Source organism: Streptomyces sp. NPDC014882, assembly GCF_043081325.1.
Lineage (GTDB): Bacteria > Actinomycetota > Actinomycetes > Streptomycetales > Streptomycetaceae > Streptomyces.
Map to the genome: position 1 here is coordinate 268871 of NZ_JBIBWL010000009.1, position 22660 is coordinate 291530.

The 22660-nt window shown below is 72.8% G+C and carries 14 protein-coding genes and 1 pseudogene; 12 read left to right on the top strand and 3 right to left on the bottom strand.

Annotation, left to right across the window (positions count from 1 at the left end):
- The first annotated feature begins 99 nt into the window (after positions 1 to 99).
- The 5 genes and pseudogenes from ACF09K_RS22030 to ACF09K_RS22050 all read left to right on the top strand — a co-directional run bounded on the left by ACF09K_RS22030 (position 100) and on the right by ACF09K_RS22050 (position 5097).
- Positions 100 to 942 carry a nitrilase-related carbon-nitrogen hydrolase gene (locus ACF09K_RS22030; protein ID WP_392245898.1) on the top strand — a complete coding sequence of 281 codons (843 nt, stop codon included), beginning with the start codon at positions 100 to 102 and terminating at the stop codon, positions 940 to 942.
- On the top strand, positions 939 to 2222 hold the full coding sequence (locus ACF09K_RS22035) for an aspartate aminotransferase family protein (protein WP_392245900.1): 1284 nt from the start codon (positions 939 to 941) through the stop codon (positions 2220 to 2222). The genes ACF09K_RS22030 and ACF09K_RS22035 overlap by 4 nt, the downstream gene beginning before the upstream one ends.
- A 12-nt stretch (positions 2223 to 2234) precedes the next feature.
- Positions 2235 to 2570: pseudogene (locus ACF09K_RS22040) on the top strand (acyltransferase); the annotation flags it as partial.
- A gap of 93 nt (positions 2571 to 2663) precedes the next feature.
- Entirely contained in the window at positions 2664 to 4067 is a 1404-nt protein-coding gene (gene hydA / locus ACF09K_RS22045; protein WP_392245902.1) for a dihydropyrimidinase, read from the top strand.
- A gap of 10 nt (positions 4068 to 4077) precedes the next feature.
- Positions 4078 to 5097: a TIGR03842 family LLM class F420-dependent oxidoreductase gene (locus tag ACF09K_RS22050; RefSeq protein ID WP_392245904.1), complete on the top strand. Its 1020-nt coding sequence runs from the start codon at positions 4078 to 4080 to the stop codon at positions 5095 to 5097.
- Between the two features lie 275 nt (positions 5098 to 5372).
- On the opposite strand, the gene ACF09K_RS22055 is transcribed toward ACF09K_RS22050, so the two are convergent.
- The gene (locus ACF09K_RS22055) at positions 5373 to 6053 is read right to left on the bottom strand and encodes a hypothetical protein (RefSeq protein ID WP_392245906.1); all 681 of its coding nucleotides are present in this window, start codon (positions 6051 to 6053) and stop codon (positions 5373 to 5375) included.
- A 442-nt stretch (positions 6054 to 6495) separates the two neighbouring features.
- Between ACF09K_RS22055 and ACF09K_RS22060 the strand changes: the two genes are divergently transcribed.
- From ACF09K_RS22060 to ACF09K_RS22075, 4 genes are all read left to right on the top strand, one after another.
- Positions 6496 to 8283 (top strand): gamma-glutamyltransferase family protein, encoded by a 1788-nt coding sequence (locus ACF09K_RS22060; protein WP_392246019.1) that lies wholly within the window; start codon positions 6496 to 6498, stop codon positions 8281 to 8283.
- 166 nt (positions 8284 to 8449) lie between these two features.
- Positions 8450 to 9298, top strand: a complete 849-nt coding sequence (locus ACF09K_RS22065) for an inositol monophosphatase family protein (RefSeq protein ID WP_392245908.1) — start codon at positions 8450 to 8452, stop codon at positions 9296 to 9298.
- 207 nt (positions 9299 to 9505) lie between these two features.
- Entirely contained in the window at positions 9506 to 10918 is a 1413-nt protein-coding gene (locus ACF09K_RS22070; RefSeq protein WP_392245909.1) for a phytoene desaturase family protein, read from the top strand.
- A gap of 110 nt (positions 10919 to 11028) precedes the next feature.
- The gene (locus tag ACF09K_RS22075; protein ID WP_392245911.1) at positions 11029 to 11538 is read left to right on the top strand and encodes an O-acetyl-ADP-ribose deacetylase; all 510 of its coding nucleotides are present in this window, start codon (positions 11029 to 11031) and stop codon (positions 11536 to 11538) included.
- A gap of 59 nt (positions 11539 to 11597) precedes the next feature.
- On the opposite strand, the gene ACF09K_RS22080 is transcribed toward ACF09K_RS22075, so the two are convergent.
- Positions 11598 to 12278 carry an HAD family hydrolase gene (locus tag ACF09K_RS22080; RefSeq protein ID WP_392245913.1) on the bottom strand — a complete coding sequence of 227 codons (681 nt, stop codon included), beginning with the start codon at positions 12276 to 12278 and terminating at the stop codon, positions 11598 to 11600.
- A gap of 562 nt (positions 12279 to 12840) precedes the next feature.
- Between ACF09K_RS22080 and ACF09K_RS22085 the strand changes: the two genes are divergently transcribed.
- On the top strand, positions 12841 to 13500 hold the full coding sequence (locus ACF09K_RS22085) for a ScbR family autoregulator-binding transcription factor (RefSeq protein WP_392245914.1): 660 nt from the start codon (positions 12841 to 12843) through the stop codon (positions 13498 to 13500).
- A gap of 87 nt (positions 13501 to 13587) precedes the next feature.
- Here the strand turns inward: ACF09K_RS22085 and ACF09K_RS22090 are convergent, their stop codons facing one another.
- Positions 13588 to 16407, bottom strand: coding sequence for a hypothetical protein (locus ACF09K_RS22090; RefSeq protein WP_392245915.1), 2820 nt, complete (start codon positions 16405 to 16407; stop codon positions 13588 to 13590).
- 533 nt (positions 16408 to 16940) lie between these two features.
- Between ACF09K_RS22090 and ACF09K_RS22095 the strand changes: the two genes are divergently transcribed.
- Both ACF09K_RS22095 and lpdA read left to right on the top strand, forming a co-directional pair.
- Positions 16941 to 20849, top strand: a complete 3909-nt coding sequence (locus ACF09K_RS22095; RefSeq protein ID WP_392245917.1) for a glycoside hydrolase family 2 TIM barrel-domain containing protein — start codon at positions 16941 to 16943, stop codon at positions 20847 to 20849.
- Positions 20850 to 21181: 332 nt separating this feature from the next.
- Positions 21182 to 22594: a dihydrolipoyl dehydrogenase gene (gene lpdA / locus ACF09K_RS22100; RefSeq protein WP_392245919.1), complete on the top strand. Its 1413-nt coding sequence runs from the start codon at positions 21182 to 21184 to the stop codon at positions 22592 to 22594.
- Positions 22595 to 22660: the final 66 nt, after the last annotated feature.

Below are 22660 nucleotides of genomic sequence, written 5' to 3' on the forward strand. Positions count from 1 at the left end.
GGTCTTGGCAAGCCCGTCCCGGAGGCTTACGTTCGTCCCTCTACGGCCCGCTTCTACGGGCGTAGAGGGCTCTGACGCCTTCCGTCGAAGGAGCAACTCATGGCCAACGTCGTACGTGCCGCCCTGGTCCAGGCCACCTGGACCGGCGACACCGAGTCCATGGTGGCGAAACACGAGGAGCACGCCCGCGAGGCGGCCCGGCAGGGCGCGCGCGTCATCGGTTTCCAGGAAGTCTTCAACGCCCCCTACTTCTGCCAGGTCCAGGAGCCGGAGCACTACCGCTGGGCCGAACCGGTCCCCGACGGACCGACCGTGCGCCGCATGCGGGAGCTGGCCCGCGAGACGGGCATGGTGCTCGTCGTCCCCGTCTTCGAGATCGAGCAGTCCGGCTTCTACTACAACACCGCGGCCGTGATCGACGCCGACGGCTCGTACCTCGGCAAGTACCGCAAGCACCACATCCCGCAGGTGAAGGGCTTCTGGGAGAAGTACTACTTCCGTCCCGGAAACCTCGGCTGGCCGGTCTTCGACACCGCCGTCGGCAAGGTCGGCGTGTACATCTGCTACGACCGCCACTTCCCCGAGGGCTGGCGCCAGCTCGGCCTGGGCGGCGCGCAACTGGTCTACAACCCGTCCGCCACCCACCGGGGGCTCTCCGCCCACCTCTGGCAGCTCGAACAGCCCGCGGCCGCCGTGGCCAACGAGTACTTCGTCGCCGCCATCAACCGGGTCGGCGTCGAGGAGTACGGCGACAACGACTTCTACGGCACCTCCTACTTCGTCGACCCGCGCGGACGGTTCGTCGGCGCGACCGCCGGCGACAAGGACGAGGAACTCCTCGTCCGCGACCTCGACTTCGACCTGATCGAGGAAGTCCGGCGGACGTGGGCCTTCTACCGCGACCGCCGGCCCGACGCCTACGAGGGGCTGGTGCAGCCGTGAACGACCTCCACGCCCGCCACCGCCGGGTCCTGCCGGACTGGCTCGCGCTCTACTACGACCGGCCGCTGGAGATCACCCACGGCGAGGGCCGCCACGTGTGGGACGCCGAGGGGAACAGGTACCTCGACTTCTTCGGCGGCATCCTCACGACCATGACCGCGCACGCCCTGCCCGAGGTCACCAAGGCGGTGAGCGAGCAGGCCGGACGGATCATCCATTCCTCCACGCTCTACCTCAACCGCCCCATGGTCGAACTCGCCGAACGCATCGCCCGGCTGAGCGGCATCCCGGACGCCCGCGTCTTCTTCACCACCTCCGGCACCGAGGCCAACGACACCGCCCTGCTGCTCGCCACCGCCTTCCGGCGCAGCAACACGATCCTGGCCATGCGCAACAGCTACCACGGCCGCTCCTTCAGCGCCGTCGGCATCACCGGCAACCGCGGCTGGTCTCCCACCTCGCTGTCCCCGCTCCAGACGCTGTACGTCCACGGAGGCGTGCGCACCCGCGGCCCGTACGCCGCGCTCGACGACACCGAGTTCATCGCGGCCTGCGTCGAGGACCTGAAGGACCTGCTCGGCCACACCCGGCCGCCCGCCGCCCTGATCGCCGAGCCCGTCCAGGGCGTCGGAGGCTTCACGTCCCCGCCCGACGGGCTGTACGCGGCGTTCCGGGAAGTGCTGGACGCCCACGGGATCCTGTGGATCGCCGACGAGGTGCAGACCGGCTGGGGCCGCACCGGCGACCACTTCTGGGGCTGGCAGGCACACGACCGCAACGGCCCGCCCGACATCGTCACCTTCGCCAAGGGCATCGGCAACGGCATGTCCGTCGGCGGGGTGATCGCCCGCTCCGAGATCATGAACTGCCTCGACGCCAACAGCATCTCCACCTTCGGCGGCACCCAGGTCACCATGGCCGCCGGCCTCGCCAACCTCACCCACCTGCTGGAACACGACCTCCAGGGCAACGCCCGGCGGGTCGGCGGACTGCTCATCGAACGGCTGCGGGCCGCCACCGCCCAGGACCCGGGCGTACGCGAGGTGCGCGGGCGCGGGCTGATGATCGGGATCGAGCTGACCCGGCCCGGCACCGACCGGGCCGACCTCGACCGGGCCGCCGCCGTCCTGGAGGCCGCCCGCGCCGGGGGCCTGCTGGTCGGCAAGGGCGGCGGCCACAGCACCAGCGCCCTGCGCGTCGCCCCGCCCCTGTCCCTGACCGTCGCGGAGGCCGAGGAGGGCGCCGCGATCCTCGAGAGCGCCCTGAGGAGCACGCGGTAGCGCGTCAGCCTCCTGGCGGGCACCGAGACCGTCTTCGACCCGTCCGCCACCTCGCGCGGCCTGTCCGCCTGCCGGTGGCAGCCGGAGCAGCCGGCGGACGCCGCCGACGAGTACTTCGTCGGCGAGACCGACCGGGTCGGCGTCGAGGAACTGGGCGACAACGACCTCTACGGGACCTCGTACTTCGTGGACCCGGAGGCGCGGTTCGCCAGCGAGGTGGCGAGCGACAAGGAGAGCGAACCGGTCGTCCGCGACCTGGACACGGCCGAGCCGCGCGAGGTCCGCGACCGCCGGCGGTTCCACCGGGACCGCCGCCCGGCGGCGTACGGCCCGCTGACCGCCCCGTAGCCGGCCGCGGCCGTCGCCGGTCCGGCGCCCGGGCCCGGACCGGCGACGGCCCCCGGGCACGGCACACGTGTTGAACACGGCAGGAGAGGGAGCATGAGCAGCCGAACCGTCATCCGGGGTGGCCTCGTCATCACCGCGTCCGACGAGATCCACGCCGACGTCCTGATCGAGGACGGCCGTATCGCCGCCCTCGCCGCCTCCGGCACACCGGCCGCCGAGGCCTGGACGGCCGGGCACGTCGTCGACGCCACCGGGAAGTACGTCATCCCGGGCGGCGTCGACGCCCACACCCACATGGAGCTGCCGTTCGGCGGCACCTTCGCCTCCGACACCTTCGAGACCGGCACCCGCGCGGCCGCCTGGGGCGGCACCACCACGATCGTCGACTTCGCCGTGCAGAGCGTCGGCCACAGCCTGCGCGCTGGCCTGGACGCCTGGCACGCCAAGGCCGAGGGCAACTGCGCGATCGACTACGGCTTCCACATGATCGTCTCCGACGTGAACCAGGACACGCTCGAGGAGATGGACCTGCTGGTGGAGGAGGGCGTCACCTCCTTCAAGCAGTTCATGGCGTACCCGGGCGTCTTCTACAGCGACGACGGGCAGATCCTGCGCGCCATGCAGCGCTCCGCCGGGAACGGCGGCCTGATCATGATGCACGCGGAGAACGGCATCGCCATCGACGTCCTGGTCGAGCAGGCCCTCGCCCGCGGCGAGACCGATCCCCGATACCACGGCGAGGTGCGCAAGGCGCTGCTGGAGGCCGAGGCGACCCACCGGGCCATCAGACTGGCGCAGGTCGCCGGCGCCCCCCTCTACGTGGTGCACGTGTCGGCGACGGAAGCGGTCGCGGAACTGGCCCGGGCGCGCGACGAGGGGCTGAACGTCTTCGGCGAGACCTGCCCGCAGTACCTGTTCCTGTCCACCGACAACCTCGCCGAGCCCGGCTTCGAGGGCGCCAAGTACGTGTGCAGCACGCCCCTGCGCCCCAGGGAGCACCAGGCCAAGCTGTGGCAGGGGCTGCGCACCAACGACCTCCAGGTGGTGTCGACCGACCACTGCCCCTTCTGCTTCACGGGCCAGAAGGAGCTGGGCCGGGGCGACTTCTCCAGGATCCCCAACGGTCTGCCGGGCGTCGAGAACCGCATGGACCTGCTCCACCAGGCCGTCGTCGACGGACACCTCTCGCGCCGCCGCTGGATCGAGATCGCCTGCGCCACCCCGGCGCGCATGTTCGGCATGTACCCGAAGAAGGGCACCATCGCCCCGGGCGCCGACGCGGACGTCGTGATCTACGACCCGCACGCGGAGCAGACCGTCTCCGCCGAGACCCACCACATGAACGTCGACTACTCGGCGTACGAGGGCAAGCGGATCACCGGCCGCGTCGAGACGGTCCTCTCGCGGGGCGAGCCCGTCATCACCGAACGGCAGTACACCGGTCGCGCCGGTCACGGCGCCTACACCCCGCGCTCCACCTGTCAGTACCTCACCTAGGAGTGGTGCCATGGACTTCGGACTCGTCCTGCAGACCGACCCGCCCGCCTCGAAGGTCATCAGCCTGATGCAGCGGGCCGAGCGCAACGGCTTCACCCACGGGTGGACCTTCGACTCCGCCGTGCTCTGGCAGGAGCCGTTCGTGATCCACAGTCAGATCCTCGCCAACACCAGCAGGTTGACGGTCGGGACGATGGTCACCAACCCGGGAACCCGCACCTGGGAGGTCACCGCCTCCACCTTCGCCACCCTCAACGACATGTTCGGCAACCGCACGGTGTGCGGCATCGGCCGCGGCGACTCCGCGATGCGCGTCGCGGGCCGCAAGCCCAACACCCTCGCCCGCATCAGCGAGGCCATGAAGGTCATCCGCGCCCTCGGCCGCGGCGACGAGGCCGACCTCGGCGGCACGGTGATCAGGTTCCCGTGGATCGGGCCGGGCGCCGAACTCCCCGTCTGGATGGCCGCGTACGGCCCCAAGGCGCTGAAGATGACCGGCGAGGAGGCCGACGGCTTCATCCTCCAGCTCGCCGACCTGTACCTCACCGAGTACATGGTCAAGACGGTGCGGGACGCCGCCGTCGCCGCCGGCCGCGACCCCGCCGAGGTGAGGATCTGCGTCGCCGCCCCGGCGTACGTCACCGAGGACGACTCGCCCGAGGCGCTCGCCCACGCCCGCGACCAGTGCCGCTGGTTCGGCGGCATGGTCGGCAACCACGTGGCCGACCTGGTCGCCAGGTACGGCGAGCACTCCGCCGCCGTACCCGACGAACTCACCGACTACATCAAGGCCCGGGAAGGCTACGACTACTCCCACCACGGCCGCGCCGACAACCCCGACACCCGGTTCGTGCCCGACGAGATCGTCGACCGCTTCTGCCTCGTCGGCCCGGTGGACAAGCACATCGAGAAGCTGAACGCGCTGCGCGAGCTGGGCGTCGACCAGTTCGCCCTCTACGACATGCACGACGCGCAGGAGGCCGTCATCGACGCCTACGGCTCCCGGATCATCCCCGCCGTCAACGGCTGACCCGCAGCCGACCGTCTGCCCGCCGTCGACGGCTGACCCACCGTCAACCGTTTGTCCGCCGTCAACGCTCTGCCCGCCGTCGACGGCCGACCTGCCGCCGGACCGGACGCCGGCCCGCCGGCTCCCCTCAGGACTCCCCCTCCCCGCCGTCCGGGGGAGGGGGACCGGGCGCCTTCCCGCGCACCCCCCCTCGGTACCGCCCGCACGGCCTCTCCCGTCCCACCTCGTCCGCGGGTGGGAGGAGCCCCCCCCCGGCGCCCCGTTCCGGCCGGGGCTCAGTTCACCGCGGCGGCCCTCAACGAGGCGACCGCTTCCTTCGCCGCCCTGATCGCGCCCTTGTTGATCTCGTCGGTGCCCGGGGCCTTCTTCGACTCGAAGTCGCTGCCGTTGTAGGTGACGACGACGAGCGCGTTCGCCACCCGCGCGACGACGGTGCCCTCACGGGTCTGCTGCTTGTCCTCCGTGGTCAGGTTCACCACCGAGTAGCCCTCGTCCCCGAGCCCCGGAACGGCCCCGCCGCCGTCCTTCTCCGTCGTGCGGTCCTCGTACGACGTCGCGGCGGCCTCGTCGGACTCCAGCAACTCGAAGGAGACGTCCAGCCAGCGGTATTCGTAGCCCTTGAGCGCGTTCCAGGAGCAGGTGCGGCGCAGGGAGGTGTCCGTCGACGGGATCTCCTTGCCCGCCGTCTTCGCGGCCGGCACCAGCGAGCTCACCGTCTTGGCGGCCACGCTCGTGCAGGGTGCGGGAGCGGCGCCGTACGTCTTCGTGACCGCCGTCGAGGACGGCGCCGACGACTCCGCCTCCGACGACTCCGAGCGGGACTTCTGCGTGTCCCCGGCCGCGGCGGTCTTCCCGGGGTCGGAGGGACCGGACGACAGCGCCCAGCCCGCGCAGGCGAGCACGATCACCGGGGTCAGTCGCGCGGTGAGGGCGAGCGGCAGGGGGAGAGAACGCACGGCGCACTTTCGTGGGAGACGGTGCGGACGGGGACGTCAGTTTCACACGTCTCCCTGTGGGGCGGAAGTGCGAACTCGCTCCGTGGTGGCGCGGTGACGGCGGAGGGAAGGATTTCCGCCACGCCGGCCGGTACGGCCCTCCCGGCCGGGAGCCCGCGGCGATCCCCTGACCGAGCCCGCGGCCCCGGCCCGCAGGGCCGCTCCGGCCTTGCAGCCGCTGCCGACCGACGGCTGCCGAGGACGGTCTTCCGCACGTCGTCGGCAGCTGTCGGATTCCTTCGTCCGGGCGGGCGGGGGCGGAAACCGGCCGGCCGGAAAGCACCGTCCGCCGCGGTCGCGGGGGCGGGAGTAACATCCGGGCGCCGGTCCACCCGTTGTCGCGTCGACGAAGAGGTGAGAAGTGCCGTTCACCACCCGCCCCACCCTCCAGGGCACCTTCGGCATGGTGTCCTCCACCCACTGGCTGGCCTCCCAGTCGGCCATGGCCGTCCTGGAGGACGGCGGCAACGCCTACGACGCCGCGGTGGCCGGCGCCTTCGTGCTGCACGTCGTCGAACCCCACCTCAACGGTCCCGCCGGGGAGGTGCCGATCCTGCTCGCCCCCGCGGGCGGCGAGGTGCGGGTGCTGTGCGGGCAGGGCGTCGCCCCGGCCGGCGCGACCGTCGCCCACTACCGCGGACTCGGGCTGGACCTCGTCCCCGGCACGGGGCCCCTCGCGGCGGCCGTGCCCGGCGCCTTCGACGCCTGGCTGCTCCTCCTGCGCGACCACGGCACCAAGTCCCTCGACGACGTCCTGAAGTACGCCGTCGGATACGCCGAGCACGGGCACGCGCCCGTGGAGAACGTCGGCGCGACCGTCGAGACCGTGCGCGAGCTGTTCGAGACCGAGTGGACGTCCTCCGCGGAGGTCTACCTGCCCGGCGGCCGGGCGCCCCGCCCCGGCCGGCTGCTGCGCAACCCCGCGCTCGCCGCCACCTGGAGGCGGCTGCTCGCCGAGACGGCCGGCGCCGGGGGGCGGGAGGACCGCATCGACGCCGCGCGGGAGGTCTGGCGCAGCGGATTCATCGCCGAGGCCCTCGTCCGGCAGGCCGGGCGCCCCACCCTGGACACCAGCGGCGAGCGCCACGCCGGCACGCTCACCGCCGCCGACCTCGCCGGCTGGTCCGCGTCCTACGAGGCGCCGGCGACGTACGACTGGAACGGCTGGACCGTCTGCAAGGCGGGTCCCTGGAGCCAGGGCCCGGTCTTCCTCCAGCAACTCGCCCTCCTCCCGCCGGAGCTGCCCGCCCACGGCTCCGCCGACCACGTCCACCTCCTCGTGGAGGGCTGCAAGCTCGCCATGGCCGACCGCGAGGCCTGGTACGGCGACGCGGCCGGGGTCCCGCTGGACGAGCTGCTCTCGGCCCCGTACAACGCCGGCCGGCGCGCGCTGATCGGCGACCGGGCGTCGTACGAGCTGCGGCCGGGCCGTCCCGGCGGACGCGAGCCCCGGCTGAGCGCCCACGCACGCGTGGTGACCACGGACGAGCCCGGCCACAGCCCCATGGGCGCCGGTGAGCCGACCGTCGCCAAGGGCCCGGCCTCCCCGGTGCCGGGGGAGCCCGCGACCGCCGCGGACGGGGCCGTCCGCGGCGACACCTGCCACCTCGACGTCGTCGACCGCTGGGGCAACATGGTCGCCGCCACGCCCAGCGGCGGCTGGCTCCAGTCCAACCCGGTCGTGCCCGAACTGGGCTTCCCGCTCGGCACCCGGCTGCAGATGACCTGGCTGGAGGAGGGCCTGCCGAACTCCCTCACCCCCGGCCGCCGCCCCCGCACCACCCTCACGCCTTCGATCGCCCTGCGCGACGGCGTCCCGGTCCTGGCCTTCGGCACCCCCGGCGGCGACCAGCAGGACCAGTGGCAGCTGCACTTCTTCCTGGCCGTGGCCCTGCGCGCGCGGGTGCGCGGCGGCCTGGACCTCCAGGGCGCGATCGACGCCCCGAACTGGCACACCGACGCCTTCCCGGGCTCCTTCTACCCCCGCGGCATGCGACCGGGCAGCCTGACCGTGGAGTCCCGCATGCCGCCGCCCGTCGTCGAGGACCTGCGCGGACGCGGCCACGACGTGACCGTCGCCGACCCGTGGTCCGAGGGCCGGCTGTGCGCCGTCGCCCGCGACCCGGAGACGGGCGTCCTGTCGGCGGCGGCGAACCCGCGGGGGATGCAGGGGTACGCGGTGGGACGCTGAGGCAGGGGCAGGGGCAGGGGCAGGGGCCGGGGCCGGGCCGAGGGGCGCCCCCTGACCTCTTCGGCTTCGGCTTCGTCCTCACCTTCACCTTCACCTTCATCCCGATTCCACCGGGTGTGCACCGGCGCGGCGGGGATTGTCAGTGGGACGTGTTCTGATGGAGGGCATGATCGGAGACACGGAAACCATCGACGAGTTTCTCGCCCACCACGCCGGTGACGTGGCGGACGCGGTCCGTGAGGCCGCCGCCGCGGAGATCCTGCCACGCTTCCGGCAGCTCGCCGCGCACGAGGTGGACCAGAAGACCGGGCCGCACGACCTGGTCACGGACGCCGACCGCAATGCCGAGCTGTACCTCACCAAGGCCCTCGCCGCCCTGCTGCCCGGCTCGGTCGTCGTCGGCGAGGAGGCGGTGCACGCCAACCCGGCCGTCTACGAGGCGATACGGGGCGACGCCCCGGTGTGGATAGTCGACCCGGTCGACGGCACCCGGCAGTTCGTGCACGGCGACGACGGCTTCTGCACCCTGGTCGCCCTCGCCCGGCACGGCGTCGTGCACGCCTCCTGGACGTACGCCGCCGCCCGCGGCCGGCTGGCCACCGCCGTGCGCGGCGGCGGCGCCTTCCTGGACGGTGAGCGGCTGTTCGCCGGCCCGCCCGCACCCGGCCGCGACCTCACGGTGGCGACCTCGCACCCCGACTACACCACCGACGAGCAGAAGCGCGCCCTGCTCGGCCTGTGGACGGACGGCGTCGCCCCGCGCGCCTGCGGCTCGGCGGGCCTGGAGTACCTCGCCGTGGCCCGGGGCGAGTTGGACGCCACGGCCTTCTCCTGGGAAGCGGCCTGGGACCACGCGGCCGGACTGCTGCTGGTCGAGGAGGCGGGCGGCGCCCATCTCACCCTCGGCGGCGAGCCGTTCAGGATCACGGGCGGCAACTCCCTGCCGTTCACGGCGGCCCGGGACGCGGCGACGGCCCGGCGGGTGACCGGCCTGCTGTCCGGGACTCGCCCCTGATCCCGCCCTCCCGCCCTCTCGGCCCCGGGCCTCCGCCCCCCCGGCCCGCCCGTCCCCACTCCCTCCCGGAGCTTCGCCCCGGGCCGTGACGGCGTCCGCGCCGGCGGCGGCCCGCCCCGCGTCCCACCGCGCCGCCTACGCCGTCGTACCCCCGGCATATCCTGATCCCGGAGGCCGCCGGCTGACGAAGGGGTCCAGGTGTCGTCGATGCTCGATGTCGTCGTGGTGGGAGCGGGGCCGAACGGCCTGACGGCCGCCGCGGAACTGGCCCGCCGCGGCTTCTCCGTGGCCCTCTTCGAGGCGAAGGACACGGTGGGCGGCGGCGCCCGCACCGAGGAACTCACCCTCCCCGGCTTCCGCCACGACCCGTGCTCCGCCGCACACCCCCTGGGCATCAACTCGCCCGCCTTCCGCGCCCTGCCCCTGGAGCGGTACGGCCTCGAGTGGCTCCACTCCGAACTCGCCATGGCGCACCCCTTCCCCGACGGCAGCGCGGCCGTGCTGTCCCGTTCGGTCGCCGAGACGGCCGCTTCCTTCGGCCCCCGTGACGCGGGCGCGTACCGCAGGCTGGTCGAGCCGTTCCTGCCCCGGTGGGACGTCCTGGTCCGGGACTTCATGTCGCTGCCGCTGACGGCACTGCCGCGCGATCCCCTCACCCTCGCCCGTTTCGGACTGGCCGGCCTGCCCCCGTCCACCTGGCTGACGCGCCGCTTCCACGACGAGAAGGCCAAGACCCTCTTCGCCGGACTCGTCGCCCACGTCATGGCCCCCCTCGGCGGCTTCGCCACCGGCGCGGTCGGCCTGGTCTTCGCGCTCGCCGCGCACGCCCGCGGCTGGCCGGTGGCCCGCGGCGGCTCCCAGGCCGTCTCGGACGCCCTGGCCGCCTACCTGGAGGACCTCGGCGGCGCCATCCACACCGACTACGAGGTCAAGCGCCTCGACGACCTGCCCCCGGCCCGCGCCTACGTCTTCGACACCTCGCCCACCGCCCTGGCCCGCATCGCCGGCCTCGGCCGCTTCTACGAGCGCTACCGGTACGGCGCCGGCGTCTACAAGATCGACTACGCGCTCGACGGCCCGGTCCCCTGGACCGCCGACGAGGCCCGCCGCGCCACCACGGTCCAGATCGGCGCGGACAGCGCGGAGATCGGTGCCGCCCTGCGCGCCGCCTCCCGGGAGGGCCGCCCCCCGCGGAAACCCTTCATGATCACGGTGCAGCCCGGTGTCGTGGACCCCACCCGGGCCCCGGCCGGCAAGCAGGTCTTCTGGGCCTACGCCCATGTGCCCAACGGCTGGACCGGCGACCTCACCGACACGATGGAACGCCAGCTGGAGCGCTTCGCACCGGGATTCCGCGACCGCGTCCTGGCCCGCGCGATCGCCGGCCCCGCCGAGCTCGCCGCCCGCAACGCCAACTACGTCGGCGGCGACATCGGCACCGGCGCGGCGTCCGGCCTCCAGCTCCTGCTGCGTCCCAGACTCTCCCTGTCCCCGTACTCCACCCCGCACCCGGCCGTCTTCATCTGCTCCTCGGCCACCCCGCCCGGCCCCGGTGTCCACGGCATGTCGGGCCACAACGCGGCCAAGGCGGTCTGGCGCAGGCTGCGGCAGCAGCCGTAGCACCGCTGTCACGCCACCGCTGTCACGGCACCGTCGTCACCGCGTCGCCGTCGCCGCACCGCCGTCGCCGCACCGCAGATCCCGCCTTCGCGGAGAGAGGCCGAGCCGCCATGACCGCCGTCACCTTCGTCCGGGGCGACATCACCACGGAGTCCGTGGACGCCGTCGTCAACGCCGCCAACTCCTCGCTGCTCGGCGGCGGCGGGGTCGACGGCGCCATCCACCGCCGCGGCGGGCCCGCCGTCCTGGAGGAGTGCCGCAAGCTCCGCGCCGGACATCTGGGCAGGGGACTGCCCACCGGCCGGGCCGTCGCCACCACCGCCGGCCGGCTTCCCGCCCGCTGGGTGATCCACACGGTCGGCCCCCGCTACAGCGCCGAGGAGGACCGCTCGGAGCTGCTGGCCTCCTGCTACCGCGAGTCCCTGCGCGTCGCCGACGAACTCGGCGCCCGCACCGTCGCCTTCCCGGCCGTCTCCGCCGGCATCTACGGCTGGCCCGTGGACGACGCCGCGCGGATCGCGGTGCGGACGGTGCGCGCGGCACGGACGTCGGTCGAGGAGATCCGTTTCGTGCTCTTCGACGAGCGGGCGTACGAGGCGTTCGCCGCGCAGCTCCGCTGACCGAACCGCGCTTCGTGCGCCCGGACGGGTCCGGCCCGGGTGGTGGGCGCCGGTGCGCCCTACTCGCCGATCCGGGTCCGGGCCCACGACAGCAGCTCGCCGTCGGCCAGGCTCGCGACCCACAGGTCGGCCTTCCCCGCCACCGGCCCCGACGGGGACGCTCCGACGCCGAGGACGCGAAGGCCCGCCCGGCGGGCCGACTCCATGCCGGTGAGCGAGTCCTCCACGGCCAGGGCTTCCCCGGGAGGTACGGCGCACAGACGCGCGGCCACCCGGTACACGTCGGGTTCCGGCTTCGGCCGTACGTCCCCCTCGGCGACCACGACGTGACCGAAGAAACCGAGGAGGCCGGCCCGGTCGAGGCACGATTCCACCACCTCCCGGGGGCAGTTGCTGGCCACCGCGAGGGGGAGGTGGCGAGCGGCCAGCCGGACCAGCGCGGCGGCCCCCGGCATGGTGGCGGGATCCTGGTCGACGAGGGCGCCGAAGGTGTCGAGGAGCGTGTCCGTCAGGTCCTCCACGAGGTCCGGCTTTCCGGTTTCCTCGGCCATGAGCGCGCCGCACTCGGTGTAGTGCATGCCTTTGGCGCGGTCGGCGAACCCGGCCGGCGGTGTGAGGCTGAACGCCCGGAAGGTGGCGTTCCGAGCCTCCTGCCAGTGCCGTTCCGTGTCCATCAGGGTTCCGTCGCAGTCGAAGACGAGGGCGGAGGGGGACCAGGAGAGGATGCGATGAGCTGTCATGTGAGTGCCGTTCTGGGAGGCTGCGCCGGCCGGTTCGGAGCACGGGCGCAGACGGTGCCGGGACAGGGGCGGTCCACTCGCGGAAAGGAGCGGAAACGGGTGATGCCGCACGGACGCCCGTGGCCGCGTGGCCTGACCGGGCGCTCCGTGGGTGCCTCATGGCGGGCGCGACGGGTTGATTCCGGCCGCGCCGAAAACATCGTGGTCATTACGTTAATTTCGCTTCCGCGTTTTCCACAATCACCGATTCGAGTGCATGTGAATGTCCCGGCCGAATCCGGTGGACTCCGGGAAGCGGAGGGGCGGGGAAGGGGGAGGTGCCCGCAATACCGCCAAGAGGCCTGATGAAAGGCCCTTTCGGAGCCGGTGCGATACCGCTCGGCGCGGTTCTCGCGTCCGTCCGCGACGAATCCGCACGGCAGGGAGGTGTGTTGCGTGCAGTCACCCGTGCGGCGCACACGACCCATGAATAATAAGATCTTCGCGCGCCGCGGCCCTGCCTCCGGGGTGCTCGGACTTTCCTGTCGTGGCGTTGGCGCGTTTGAGCGAAGGTGGAACACAAGTGCAGGACAGGGCGCGGGAAACCCGCAAGGTACTGCTGGAATCAGCGGCACACATGTTCGTCGAACGGGGTTATGCGGGCACGAGCGTCAATGGCATAAGCGACCACTCCGGGAGGACCAGCGGAGCGATCTATTTCCACTACTCCAGCAAGGAGAAGCTGGCGTTGGCCGTGGTCCGCGAGCAGTTCGCCACCTGGCCCCAGCTCACGGCCGCCTACACCGCGCGCGGAGTTCCTCCGCTGGAGAAACTGGTCGGCCTCAGCCTCCGTGTCGCGCAGTCCCTCAGCGAGGACGTCGTGGCACGTGCCGGTGCCCGCCTGTGGGCGGAGCGCCGCGCCATCGAGTCCGCCGTGCCCGCACCGTTCGACGCCTGGTCGGTGGCTGCCACCCGGCTTCTCGCCCAGGCCCGTGCGAGGGGCGAGCTCGCGGAAGGGATCGAGCCGTCGACCGCGGCCGTGACGCTCGTCAGCGCGTTCTTCGGGTTCTGCACCCTGATCGACGAGATGCCGGGCGGGCGGTGCTGGAGGGAACTGCTGGAGCAGTGGTGGACCTTGACGCTGCGGTCCCTCCAGGCCGACCCGGACCCGGCCGCCCTCCTGGCCCGCGTGCGGGCGAGGAGCCCCGCGCGGAGGGGGAGCGCGGCCCCGTGCCCCACCTGACACGGCCCGCCCGCCCGACGGGGGCGGGTGGGCGACGGACGGGCCGACGGGACCGCGGAGGTCCCGCGCCCCGGTGCCGTACCGCTGTCATCGCGGGTTCGGGGGTGTGGTCGCCGAGGGGACGGGGGCGTGCGGTGCGTGGGGGAACACGTCCAGCAGGAACGGCTGTACGCCGGCGACGATCATCGCTCCGACACCGGTGGCCAGAGCGACGGCGACGGAGGACCACCAGGCCGTGATGAAACCGAGGTTGTGGATGTCGACCAGGCGAGCAGGCCTCATGCGGTTCTCCCCGAGCACCGAGGCGTCGGCCCAGAACCCGAGTGTCATGGTGAACGCGAGGGCCTGGAACGCGTACAGCAGGGTGCCGGTCCACGATGCCCAGTGGGCGGGATCGCGTGAGGTGACGGTCTGGAGAGCGGCGGGGACGACCATGGCGCCGCACATCCACAGGGCCTTGGCGAGACCGGTCCGACCCCGCAGCAGGGGAAGGAAAAAGCCGTACAGCAGACCGAACCCGGCCCAGGTCAGGAGGCTGGGAACGACGTCCGCGAGGAGGGACAGGACCGGGTGGGAGGCATGGGCGGCCGACGTGCGAAGGGTCCCCCCGGCGAGGGACAGCAAGGTCCACGGGGACCCGATGAGGGCGGCCGGGCCGGCGGCCCGCAGCCCGCGCCTCCAGGGAGTGCCGCCGACGAAGGCGCCGAACGCGAGTTCCCGGGTGGTGACGTCGTCGCGCCCTCGGACGGGCCCCGCCGCGAAGGACATCCGCTCGACCGTTCTGAGCCGGCCCTGGGCGGCCTCGTAGGGCTTCGTCCCTTCGACGATCCTCTCGCGGGCCGCCTTGCGCAGGGTGGGCAGGGCCCGGCGGGCGGCACCCGACCGGACACTGGCCAGGACCGCGCTCCCGCGCTCCCGCGTGTTCTGCCCGAGCACCACGGCGGCACGTCGGATCTGTTCGTGGGGGAAGACGAACCAGACCGCGACCGCGGAGGCGACCACCACCACGGGGGAGGGCCGGTTCAGCAGGAGGAAACCGTGCGTCGCCATGGTGAAGGTGAGCACCATGCCCAGGGTCCGGTGTCCTCGCAGGACTCCCGGCGCCGTCACTGGGGCGCGTCCGAGCACCTGCAACGCGCGCACGGCCGCCGCGAGGGCCACCAGGCCGAGGAGGGCGTCCAGGTTTCGGGTGAGGCCGATCAGGTCCCACCAGCCGGGAGCGGCCGTCCCGTCGCGGTTCCAGGGAACCGCCAGTGCCGCCGCGATCGGGAAGACCAGGAACAGCGCCTTGGCGTCGGGCCGGGACCGGGCCGCGCCCCACCAGGCCACCCAGCCGGTCGCCAGTACGGCGAACGCGCCGGCGACCAGCGGACCGGACCAGCGCACCACGACGGGCAGCATGCCTCCCTCCCCGTGGATCACCGCGGCCACGGCGAGCACGGGCGTGCACGCGCTCACCCACAGCAGGGAGGACAACCGCAGGTGCCACTTCGCCCGACGGGCGACGAACGCGCCGGCCGCCGAGAGGACGGCCAGGACCGCGAAGAGCAGCGCCGGCATCAGATACGCCACGAACCCGGCTTCCCCGTTCCCGTCCCGCGCGTACCGCTGCTGGTACCCGGCGAGTTGCGAGAGCGCCACCCCCGCGGCGACCAGGGCCGCCGCGCAGAGCAGGGGGAGAGCCGCCCACCGGAACGTACGCCGGCCGGGTGCGGACGCGCCGCCGCCTCCTCCGCCGGTCCACGCCGTGTCCCGGGCGAGCGCACGGACCGTCCTCGGCAGCACGACCAGACCCGCGGCCGTCATCAGGACGACCGATCCGAAAACCGGCGGGAACCCCATGACGTCCCAGCCCAGCAACCGGTGCCAGGAATCCCTGAAGTGCGGGCTCGTGGTGGTTCGGACGACTTGTTCCGGCACGAAGATCCAGGGAGCCACCAGGACGGTGACATGCGCCAGCAGCACGGCGCCGACGACGCGGACGAGCCGGCCCGGTTGTCCGCCGGTGTCCAGGCAGTCGAGTCTGTGGTCACGGTGGGCCAGCAGCAGCGCCCACCACCCCGCCGCCGACAGCAGCGCCCACCACCCCGCGGCGAGGATGTTCTCGATCCAGCCCGCGTACCGGTCGATGCGCGGCCACCACTGCATGACCAGTGAGTCGCCGGGATAACCCGCCTGGGACACGGCGGATCCCGCCGGAACCACGGTCACCCGCACACTGCCGCCCTGCCCGCCGGTCCGGGCGGAGAGCGAGTCGGGTCCCTGTGCGGTGACGCGCCACGTGGTCTCCACCGCCCGGAAGCGCAGGGAGGGCAGCGTCATCCGCATGGTCGTCGGCCCCTCGGAGAACAGGGTCACGGTGCCCGGCCGAACGGGCACCCGGCCGGTCACCACGATCTCGGCCCGCCGGTGCGCCGGGGTCAGCGAGTACTCGGGAACGTTCCACTCGGGCCAGTGTCCCGAGAACAACGGCACACCCCATACCGCGTCGACGAAGGGCTGCACCTCGTCGGCCGCCTCCCCGTTGCGGACCTTCGTCGCGAACGTGCTGTCCGACGGCACGGCAACGCTCAGACGGACACGGGCCGAGCCCTTCTCGGTTTCCCTGACGTCCACCACGCGTGTGAGGGGGACGGCGGACCGGTCGGCGGCGCCGGGGACCGGCCCGCCCAACTCCCGCTGCCACACGCACACTCGCCTCTGGTATTCGGAGACGCGCAACAGGACCTGTGATCCGTCAGCGGTGCCGTCCGCGGTCGAACAGCCGTATCCGGACACGTAGGGGCCGAGGAGCAAGAAGGTGTCCGTGGCGAGTGAGGCGAGACAGCCCAGAACGACGAGAGCCAGCACCCACACCGTCTGCCCGACGCCCAGAACCCATCGCCTCAGCAGCACCGTTCCACTCACTCCGTCACCTTGCCACGGGGTCCGCGGGCGAACCGGGCCATTCACCCGCGCGCGGTTCGCGTGTCCCGCGACGACCGGTCCCGAGGGCACCGCCCGGCACGGGCGTGCGGCCTCCGACGGTGAGGGCGGGGCCGGGCACCGGCGCGGCCCGTTCGCCGGCTTCCCGGGGGAGCGCCGGGCGCGCGGCCACCGGGCCCCGGCCGGCGCCCGCCTCCGCGGCCGCGGGGACGCCTCCCGCACGGCCGGGGGCACCCACGAGGCCCCGCGGGACATCGCCGTCGTCCACGGCGGTCCCGGGAGCAGGGGCGGCCGCGTGCGCCAGGCGGGCGGTGGCCGGCGAACGGTACGTACGCGACGTCCACCGACCGCCGGTCACCCACGGTGATCTCCGTCAAGTCGGGTTGCGCCGAGTTGAGTTGATATTGAGCCAATATCGGCGCGCCCCTGTTCGGTTTGTCAACACCGACGGACAAGATCTGACACGCCCTCCGTCCCGTGCAGCCGCACGGTTCGCCCCGAGGAAGGTCGTGGTCATGCCGCACCCGCACGTGTCGTCCATGGACCGGCCGGACCGCCCCCCGCGGGCGGTCGTCAGCCGTCGTCGTCTCCTCGAGGGATCGGCCGCCGTCCTCGGCGCGCTCGCCCTCTCCGCCCCCGCCGCCGACCGCCGCGCCGCCGCCGCGGAGGCGGCCCCGGAGACGGCCCCGGAGTGGAACGGCCGGATCGACGTCTTCCGGCTCGGCACCGAACCGCCCCACACCACCCTCATGCCGTACGCGGACCTCACCCAGGCCCTCGCCGCCGACCGCACCCGCTCCCCCTACCGGATCGGCCTGGACGGGACCTGGAAGTTCGCGTACGCCGACCGCCCCGACGACCGCGACCCCGACTTCCACCGCACCGACCTGGACGACAGCGCCTGGGACACCGTCCCCGTCCCGTCGGTCTGGCAGCTGCACGGGTACGACCGCCCGATCTACCTCAACATCACCTACCCGTACTGGGGGCCCAACGGCCACGGCGAGAACCCGCAGCCGCCCGCCGCGCCCACCCGCCACAACCCCGTCGGCCAGTACCGGCGCACCTTCACCGTGCCGGCGAACTGGGCCGGGCGACGGACGTTCCTGCACTTCGAAGGGGTCAAGTCCGCGCACTACGTGTGGATCAACGGCCGGCTCGTCGGCTACCACGAGGACTCCTGCACGCCCGCCGAGTACGACATCACCGACCACCTGAGGCCCGGCACCAACCAGATCGCCGTCGAGGTGTACCGCTACTCCGACGGCGACTGGCTGGAGGACCAGGACATGATCCGGCTGAGCGGCATCTTCCGCTCGGTCCACCTCTTCTCCACCCCGGCCGTCCACCTGCGCGACTTCAAGCTGGACACCCCGCTCGGCGCCGGCCACACCACCGCGGAGCTGGCGGTGACGGCGAGCGTGCGGGACTACGCCGGCGGGTCCGGCGGGCGGTACACTGTCGACACCATGCTGTACGACGCCGACGGGCACCCCGTCTGGTCCCGGCCGCTGCGGCAGACCGTCGACCTCGACTCCGGCGGCGAGACGACCGTACGCGCCGCGAGAGCCGTCCCCTCGCCCCGCCTCTGGTCCGCCGAGGACCCCTACCTCCACACCGCCGTCCTGCGCCTGCGCGACCCCGCCGGAAAGGTGATCGAGACCCTCTCCCACCGGGTCGGCCTGCGCGAGTTCGCCATCAGGGACGGGCTGATGCGCATCAACGGCCGGCCCGTCTCCTTCCGCGGCACCAACCGGCACGAGATGCACCCCGCCCGCGGCACCGCCCTCACCCGCGCCGACATGGTCGAGGACATCAGGATCATCAAGCGGCTGAACATGAACTCCGTCCGCACCTCGCACTACCCCAACAACCCGCAGTGGTACGAACTCGCCGACGAGTACGGCCTCTACCTCGTCGACGAGACCAACCTCGAGACCCACGGCATCCGCGACCGGTACCCCGGCGACCACCCCGACTGGACGGCCGCCTGCGTGGCCCGCGCCCAGAACATGGTCCACCGCGACAAGAACCACGCCTCGGTCGTCATCTGGTCCCTCGGCAACGAGGCCGGCGGCGGCAGCACCTTCACCGCCATGCACGACTGGATCCGCTCCTACGACCCCACCCGCGTCATCCAGTACGAGGGCGACGACCGCCCCGGCGTCAGCGACATCCGCTCCGAGATGTACGACAGCCCCCAACGCGTCGAACAGCGCGCGAAGGACACCGCCGACACCCGGCCGTACGTCATGATCGAGTACAGCCACTCGATGGGGAACTCCACCGGGAACTTCAAGAAGTACTGGGACCTCGTCCGCCGCCACGACGTCCTCCAGGGCGGCTGGATCTGGGACTTCGCCGACCAGTCCCTCCACTGGCCCACACCGGCACGCACGTTGTTCACCGAGACCGGTCCCGCCCGGCTCCGCGGTGAACTCATGGCGGCCGGCGGCACCTTCGACCGCGCCCGGGGCGTCCGCGGGGCCACCGTCTTCGCCCGCGACCCCGGCCTCGACCTCACCGGCTCCCTCACCCTGGAGGCCTGGGTCACCCCCCGCTTCACCGGATACCACCAGCCGATCATCGCCAAGGGCGACACCCAGTACGCCCTGAAGCAGAACGACCGGACCCTGGAGTTCTTCATCCACGGCGGCGGCCAGTGGATCGCCGCCAACTGGACCGTCCCCGAGGACTGGACCGGCCGCGAACACCACGTCGCGGGCGTCTTCGACGCGGACGCCGGCACCCTCACCCTGTACGTCGACGGCGTGGTACGGGCCACCCGCGCCACCACCCGCCGCCCGGACGTCAACACCGCGCCCCTCGCCCTCGGCAACGACACCGACAACCCCACCCGCGAGTTCAGCGGCAGCATCCGCCGCGCCCGCGTCCACGCCCGCGCGCTGACCGCGGCCGAGCTCGCCGACGACGACCGGGGTCCCGACGGCGACGGCGTGCGGTTCTGGTTCGACGCGGCGACCGTCGCCGTCGAGGAGGAGCAGCCGCGCGCGAAGACCTTCCTCGCCTACGGCGGCGACTGGGGCGACCTGCCCAACGACGGGGCCTTCGTCGCCGATGGCATCGTCACCGCCGACCGCGGCCACACCGGCAAGGCCGCCGAGGTCAAGCGCGTCCACCAGGCCGTCCAGGTCGCGCCGACACCCGGCGGCGTCCCCGGCGCGGTCACGCTGACCAACGAGCACCTCTTCACCAACCTCCGTGCCTTCGACGGAAGCTGGGCTCTCGTCACCGACGGGAAGGTCACCCGGAAGGGCAGGCTGACGCGTGCTCAGCTCGACGTCCCGCCGCTGACCCGCAAGGACGTCACCGTCCCCCTGAAGCTGCCCACCGCCCCGGCGCCCGGCAGCGAGCACTTCCTCGAACTGTCCTTCACCCTGCGGGAGTCCACCCCCTGGGCCGAGGCCGGCTTCGAGGTGGCGCGGCAGCAACTCCCCCTGGACGCGGGCAGTCCGGCCGTCACCCCCGTCCCCCTGCGGAACGTGCCCGCCCTCACCCACGAGGACGGCGACACGACGGTCACCGTCACCGGCCGGGACTTCTCCGTCACCGTCGACAAGCGCACCGGCGTCATCACCTCCTACGAGGCGGACGGCGCCGCCCTTCTCACCTCGGGCCCCGCGCCCAACTTCTGGCGGGCGCCCACCGACAACGACCTCGGGAACGGCCAGCACACCCGCAACCGCACCTGGCGCGACGCGGGCACCCTCCGCACGGTCACCGGGGTCGGGGTGCGGGCCCTGCGCGACCGGGCCGTGGAGATCGAGGTCACCGGCACCCTGCCGACCACGACCCCGTCGGCGTACACCACCACCTACACCGTGTTCGGGAACGCCGAGATCAAGGTCGACCACACCCTGCACCCGGGCGCGAAGGACCTGCCGTACATCCCGGAGGTCGGCAGCATCCTGTTCCTGCCGGCCCGTCTGGAGCACGTGCACTACTACGGCCGCGGCCCCGAGGAGAACCACTGGGACCGCAACGACGGCACCGACGTGGGCCTGTACTCCGGGACGGTGAGCGGCCAGTGGACGCCGTACATCCGCCCGCAGGAGAACGGCAACCGGACCGACGTGCGCTGGATCGCCCTGACCGACCGCCACGGCGCCGGCCTGCTGGCGACCGGCGAACCCCTGCTGGAGGCCAACGCCTCCCACTTCACGCCCGAGGACCTGTCGGTCGGCGCCCGCCACGACCACCAGCTCACCCCGCGCCCCGAGGTCGTCCTGCGCCTGAGCCACCGGCAGATGGGCGTCGGCGGTGACAACAGCTGGGGCGCGCACACCCACGACGAGTACAAGCTCCTCGCCGACCGCGACTACGCCTACACCTACCGGCTGCGTCCCCTGCGCCGCGTCGCGGACGCCACGGCGGCCTCGCGCCGGCCGACGGCGACGGAGTAGGCGCCGGACCCGCACCCACCGCGGACGGGGCCCGTCGGCAGCCGTCGCCGACGGGCCCCGTCCGCAGCGGCCCCACCGGGGCCTCACCGGGGCCTCACCGGGGCCTCACCGGGGCCCCACCGCGGCCTCACCGGGGCCCCACCGCGGCCCCACCGCGGCCCCGCGGCGGCCCCGCGCCGGCCCGCAGCGATCCGGCACCGATCCCGCAGTGATCCGACAGCGATCCCGGACACACCGAGACGATCTCTGTGGCGGCGGGCGCGGGGGAGCGGAACAATCCCTCACGGAAAGGGTCATGCCGAGCAAGGACGAGCAAGGAAGAGGAACCTCCCATGGTGGAGCAGGACGAGCACTTCGACGTCGTCGTACTCGGCGCCGGGCCCGGCGGCTACGTCGCCGCGGTGCGCGCGGCCCAGCTGGGCAAACGCGTCGCCGTCGTGGAGGAGAAGTACTGGGGCGGCGTCTGCCTGAACGTGGGCTGCATCCCGACCAAGGCCCTCCTGCGCAACGCCGAACTCGCCCACATCTTCACCCGTGAGGCGAAGACGTTCGGGATCAAGGTTGACGGAGAGGTCTCCTTCGACTACGGCGAGGCCTACCGCCGCAGCCGCAAGGTCGCCGACGGGCGCGTCAAGGGCGTCCACTTCCTCATGAAGAAGAACAAGATCACCGAGTACGACGGCCGCGGCACCTTCCTCGACCCGCACACGCTCCAGGTGGCGGGTTACGACGGCGAGACCCGCACCATCGGGTTCACGCACTGCATCGTCGCCACCGGCGCCACCCCGAAGCTGCTGCCCGGCACCAAGCGCAGCTCCCGGGTGGTGACGTACGAGGAGCAGATCCTCGCGGAGGACCTGCCGGAGTCGATCGTCATCGCGGGAGCCGGCGCGATCGGCATCGAGTTCGCCTACGTCCTGCACCACTACGGGGTGAAGGTCACGATCGTCGAGTTCCTGGACCGGATGGCGCCGCTGGAGGACGCCGAGGTCTCCGCCGAACTGGCGAAGCAGTACCGCCGGCTGGGCATCGACGTGCTCACCTCGACGCGCGTCGACGCGATCGACGAGTCCGGCCCGCGGGTCCGGGTCACCGTCACCGGCAAGGACGGCGCCGAGCAGGTGCTGGAGGCCGACAAGGTCCTCCAGGCCATCGGCTTCGCCCCGAACGTGACCGGTTACGGCCTGGAGAACACCGGCGTGCGGGTCACCGAGCGCGGCGCCGTCGACGTGGACGGCCGCTGCCGCACCTCGGTCCCGCACATCTACGCCATCGGTGACGTCACCGCCAAGCTGATGCTCGCGCACGCGGCCGAGGCAATGGGCGTCGTCGCCGCCGAGACGATCGCCGGCGCGGAGACCATGGAACTCGACTACGCGATGATCCCCCGCGCCACCTTCTGCCAGCCCCAGATCGCCAGCTTCGGCCACACCGAGGCCCAGGCCCGTGACCTCGGGTACGACGTCAAGGTCGCCAAGTTCCCCTTCACCGCCAACGGCAAGTCGCACGGGCTCGGCGACACCACCGGCTTCGTGAAGCTGATCAGCGACGCCAGGTACGGCGAGCTGCTCGGCGGCCACCTCATCGGCCCCGACGTCACCGAACTGCTGCCCGAGCTGACCCTGGCCCAGCAGTGGGACCTCACCGTCCACGAGGTCGCCCGCAACGTCCACGCCCACCCCACCCTGAGCGAGGCCGTCAAGGAGGCGGTGCACGGCCTGGCCGGACACATGATCAACATGTGAGGAGGGCGGCGGGTCCGTTCACCCGGACGGCCCCGCCGCGCTCGCCCTCGCCGCGGACCCGCGGTG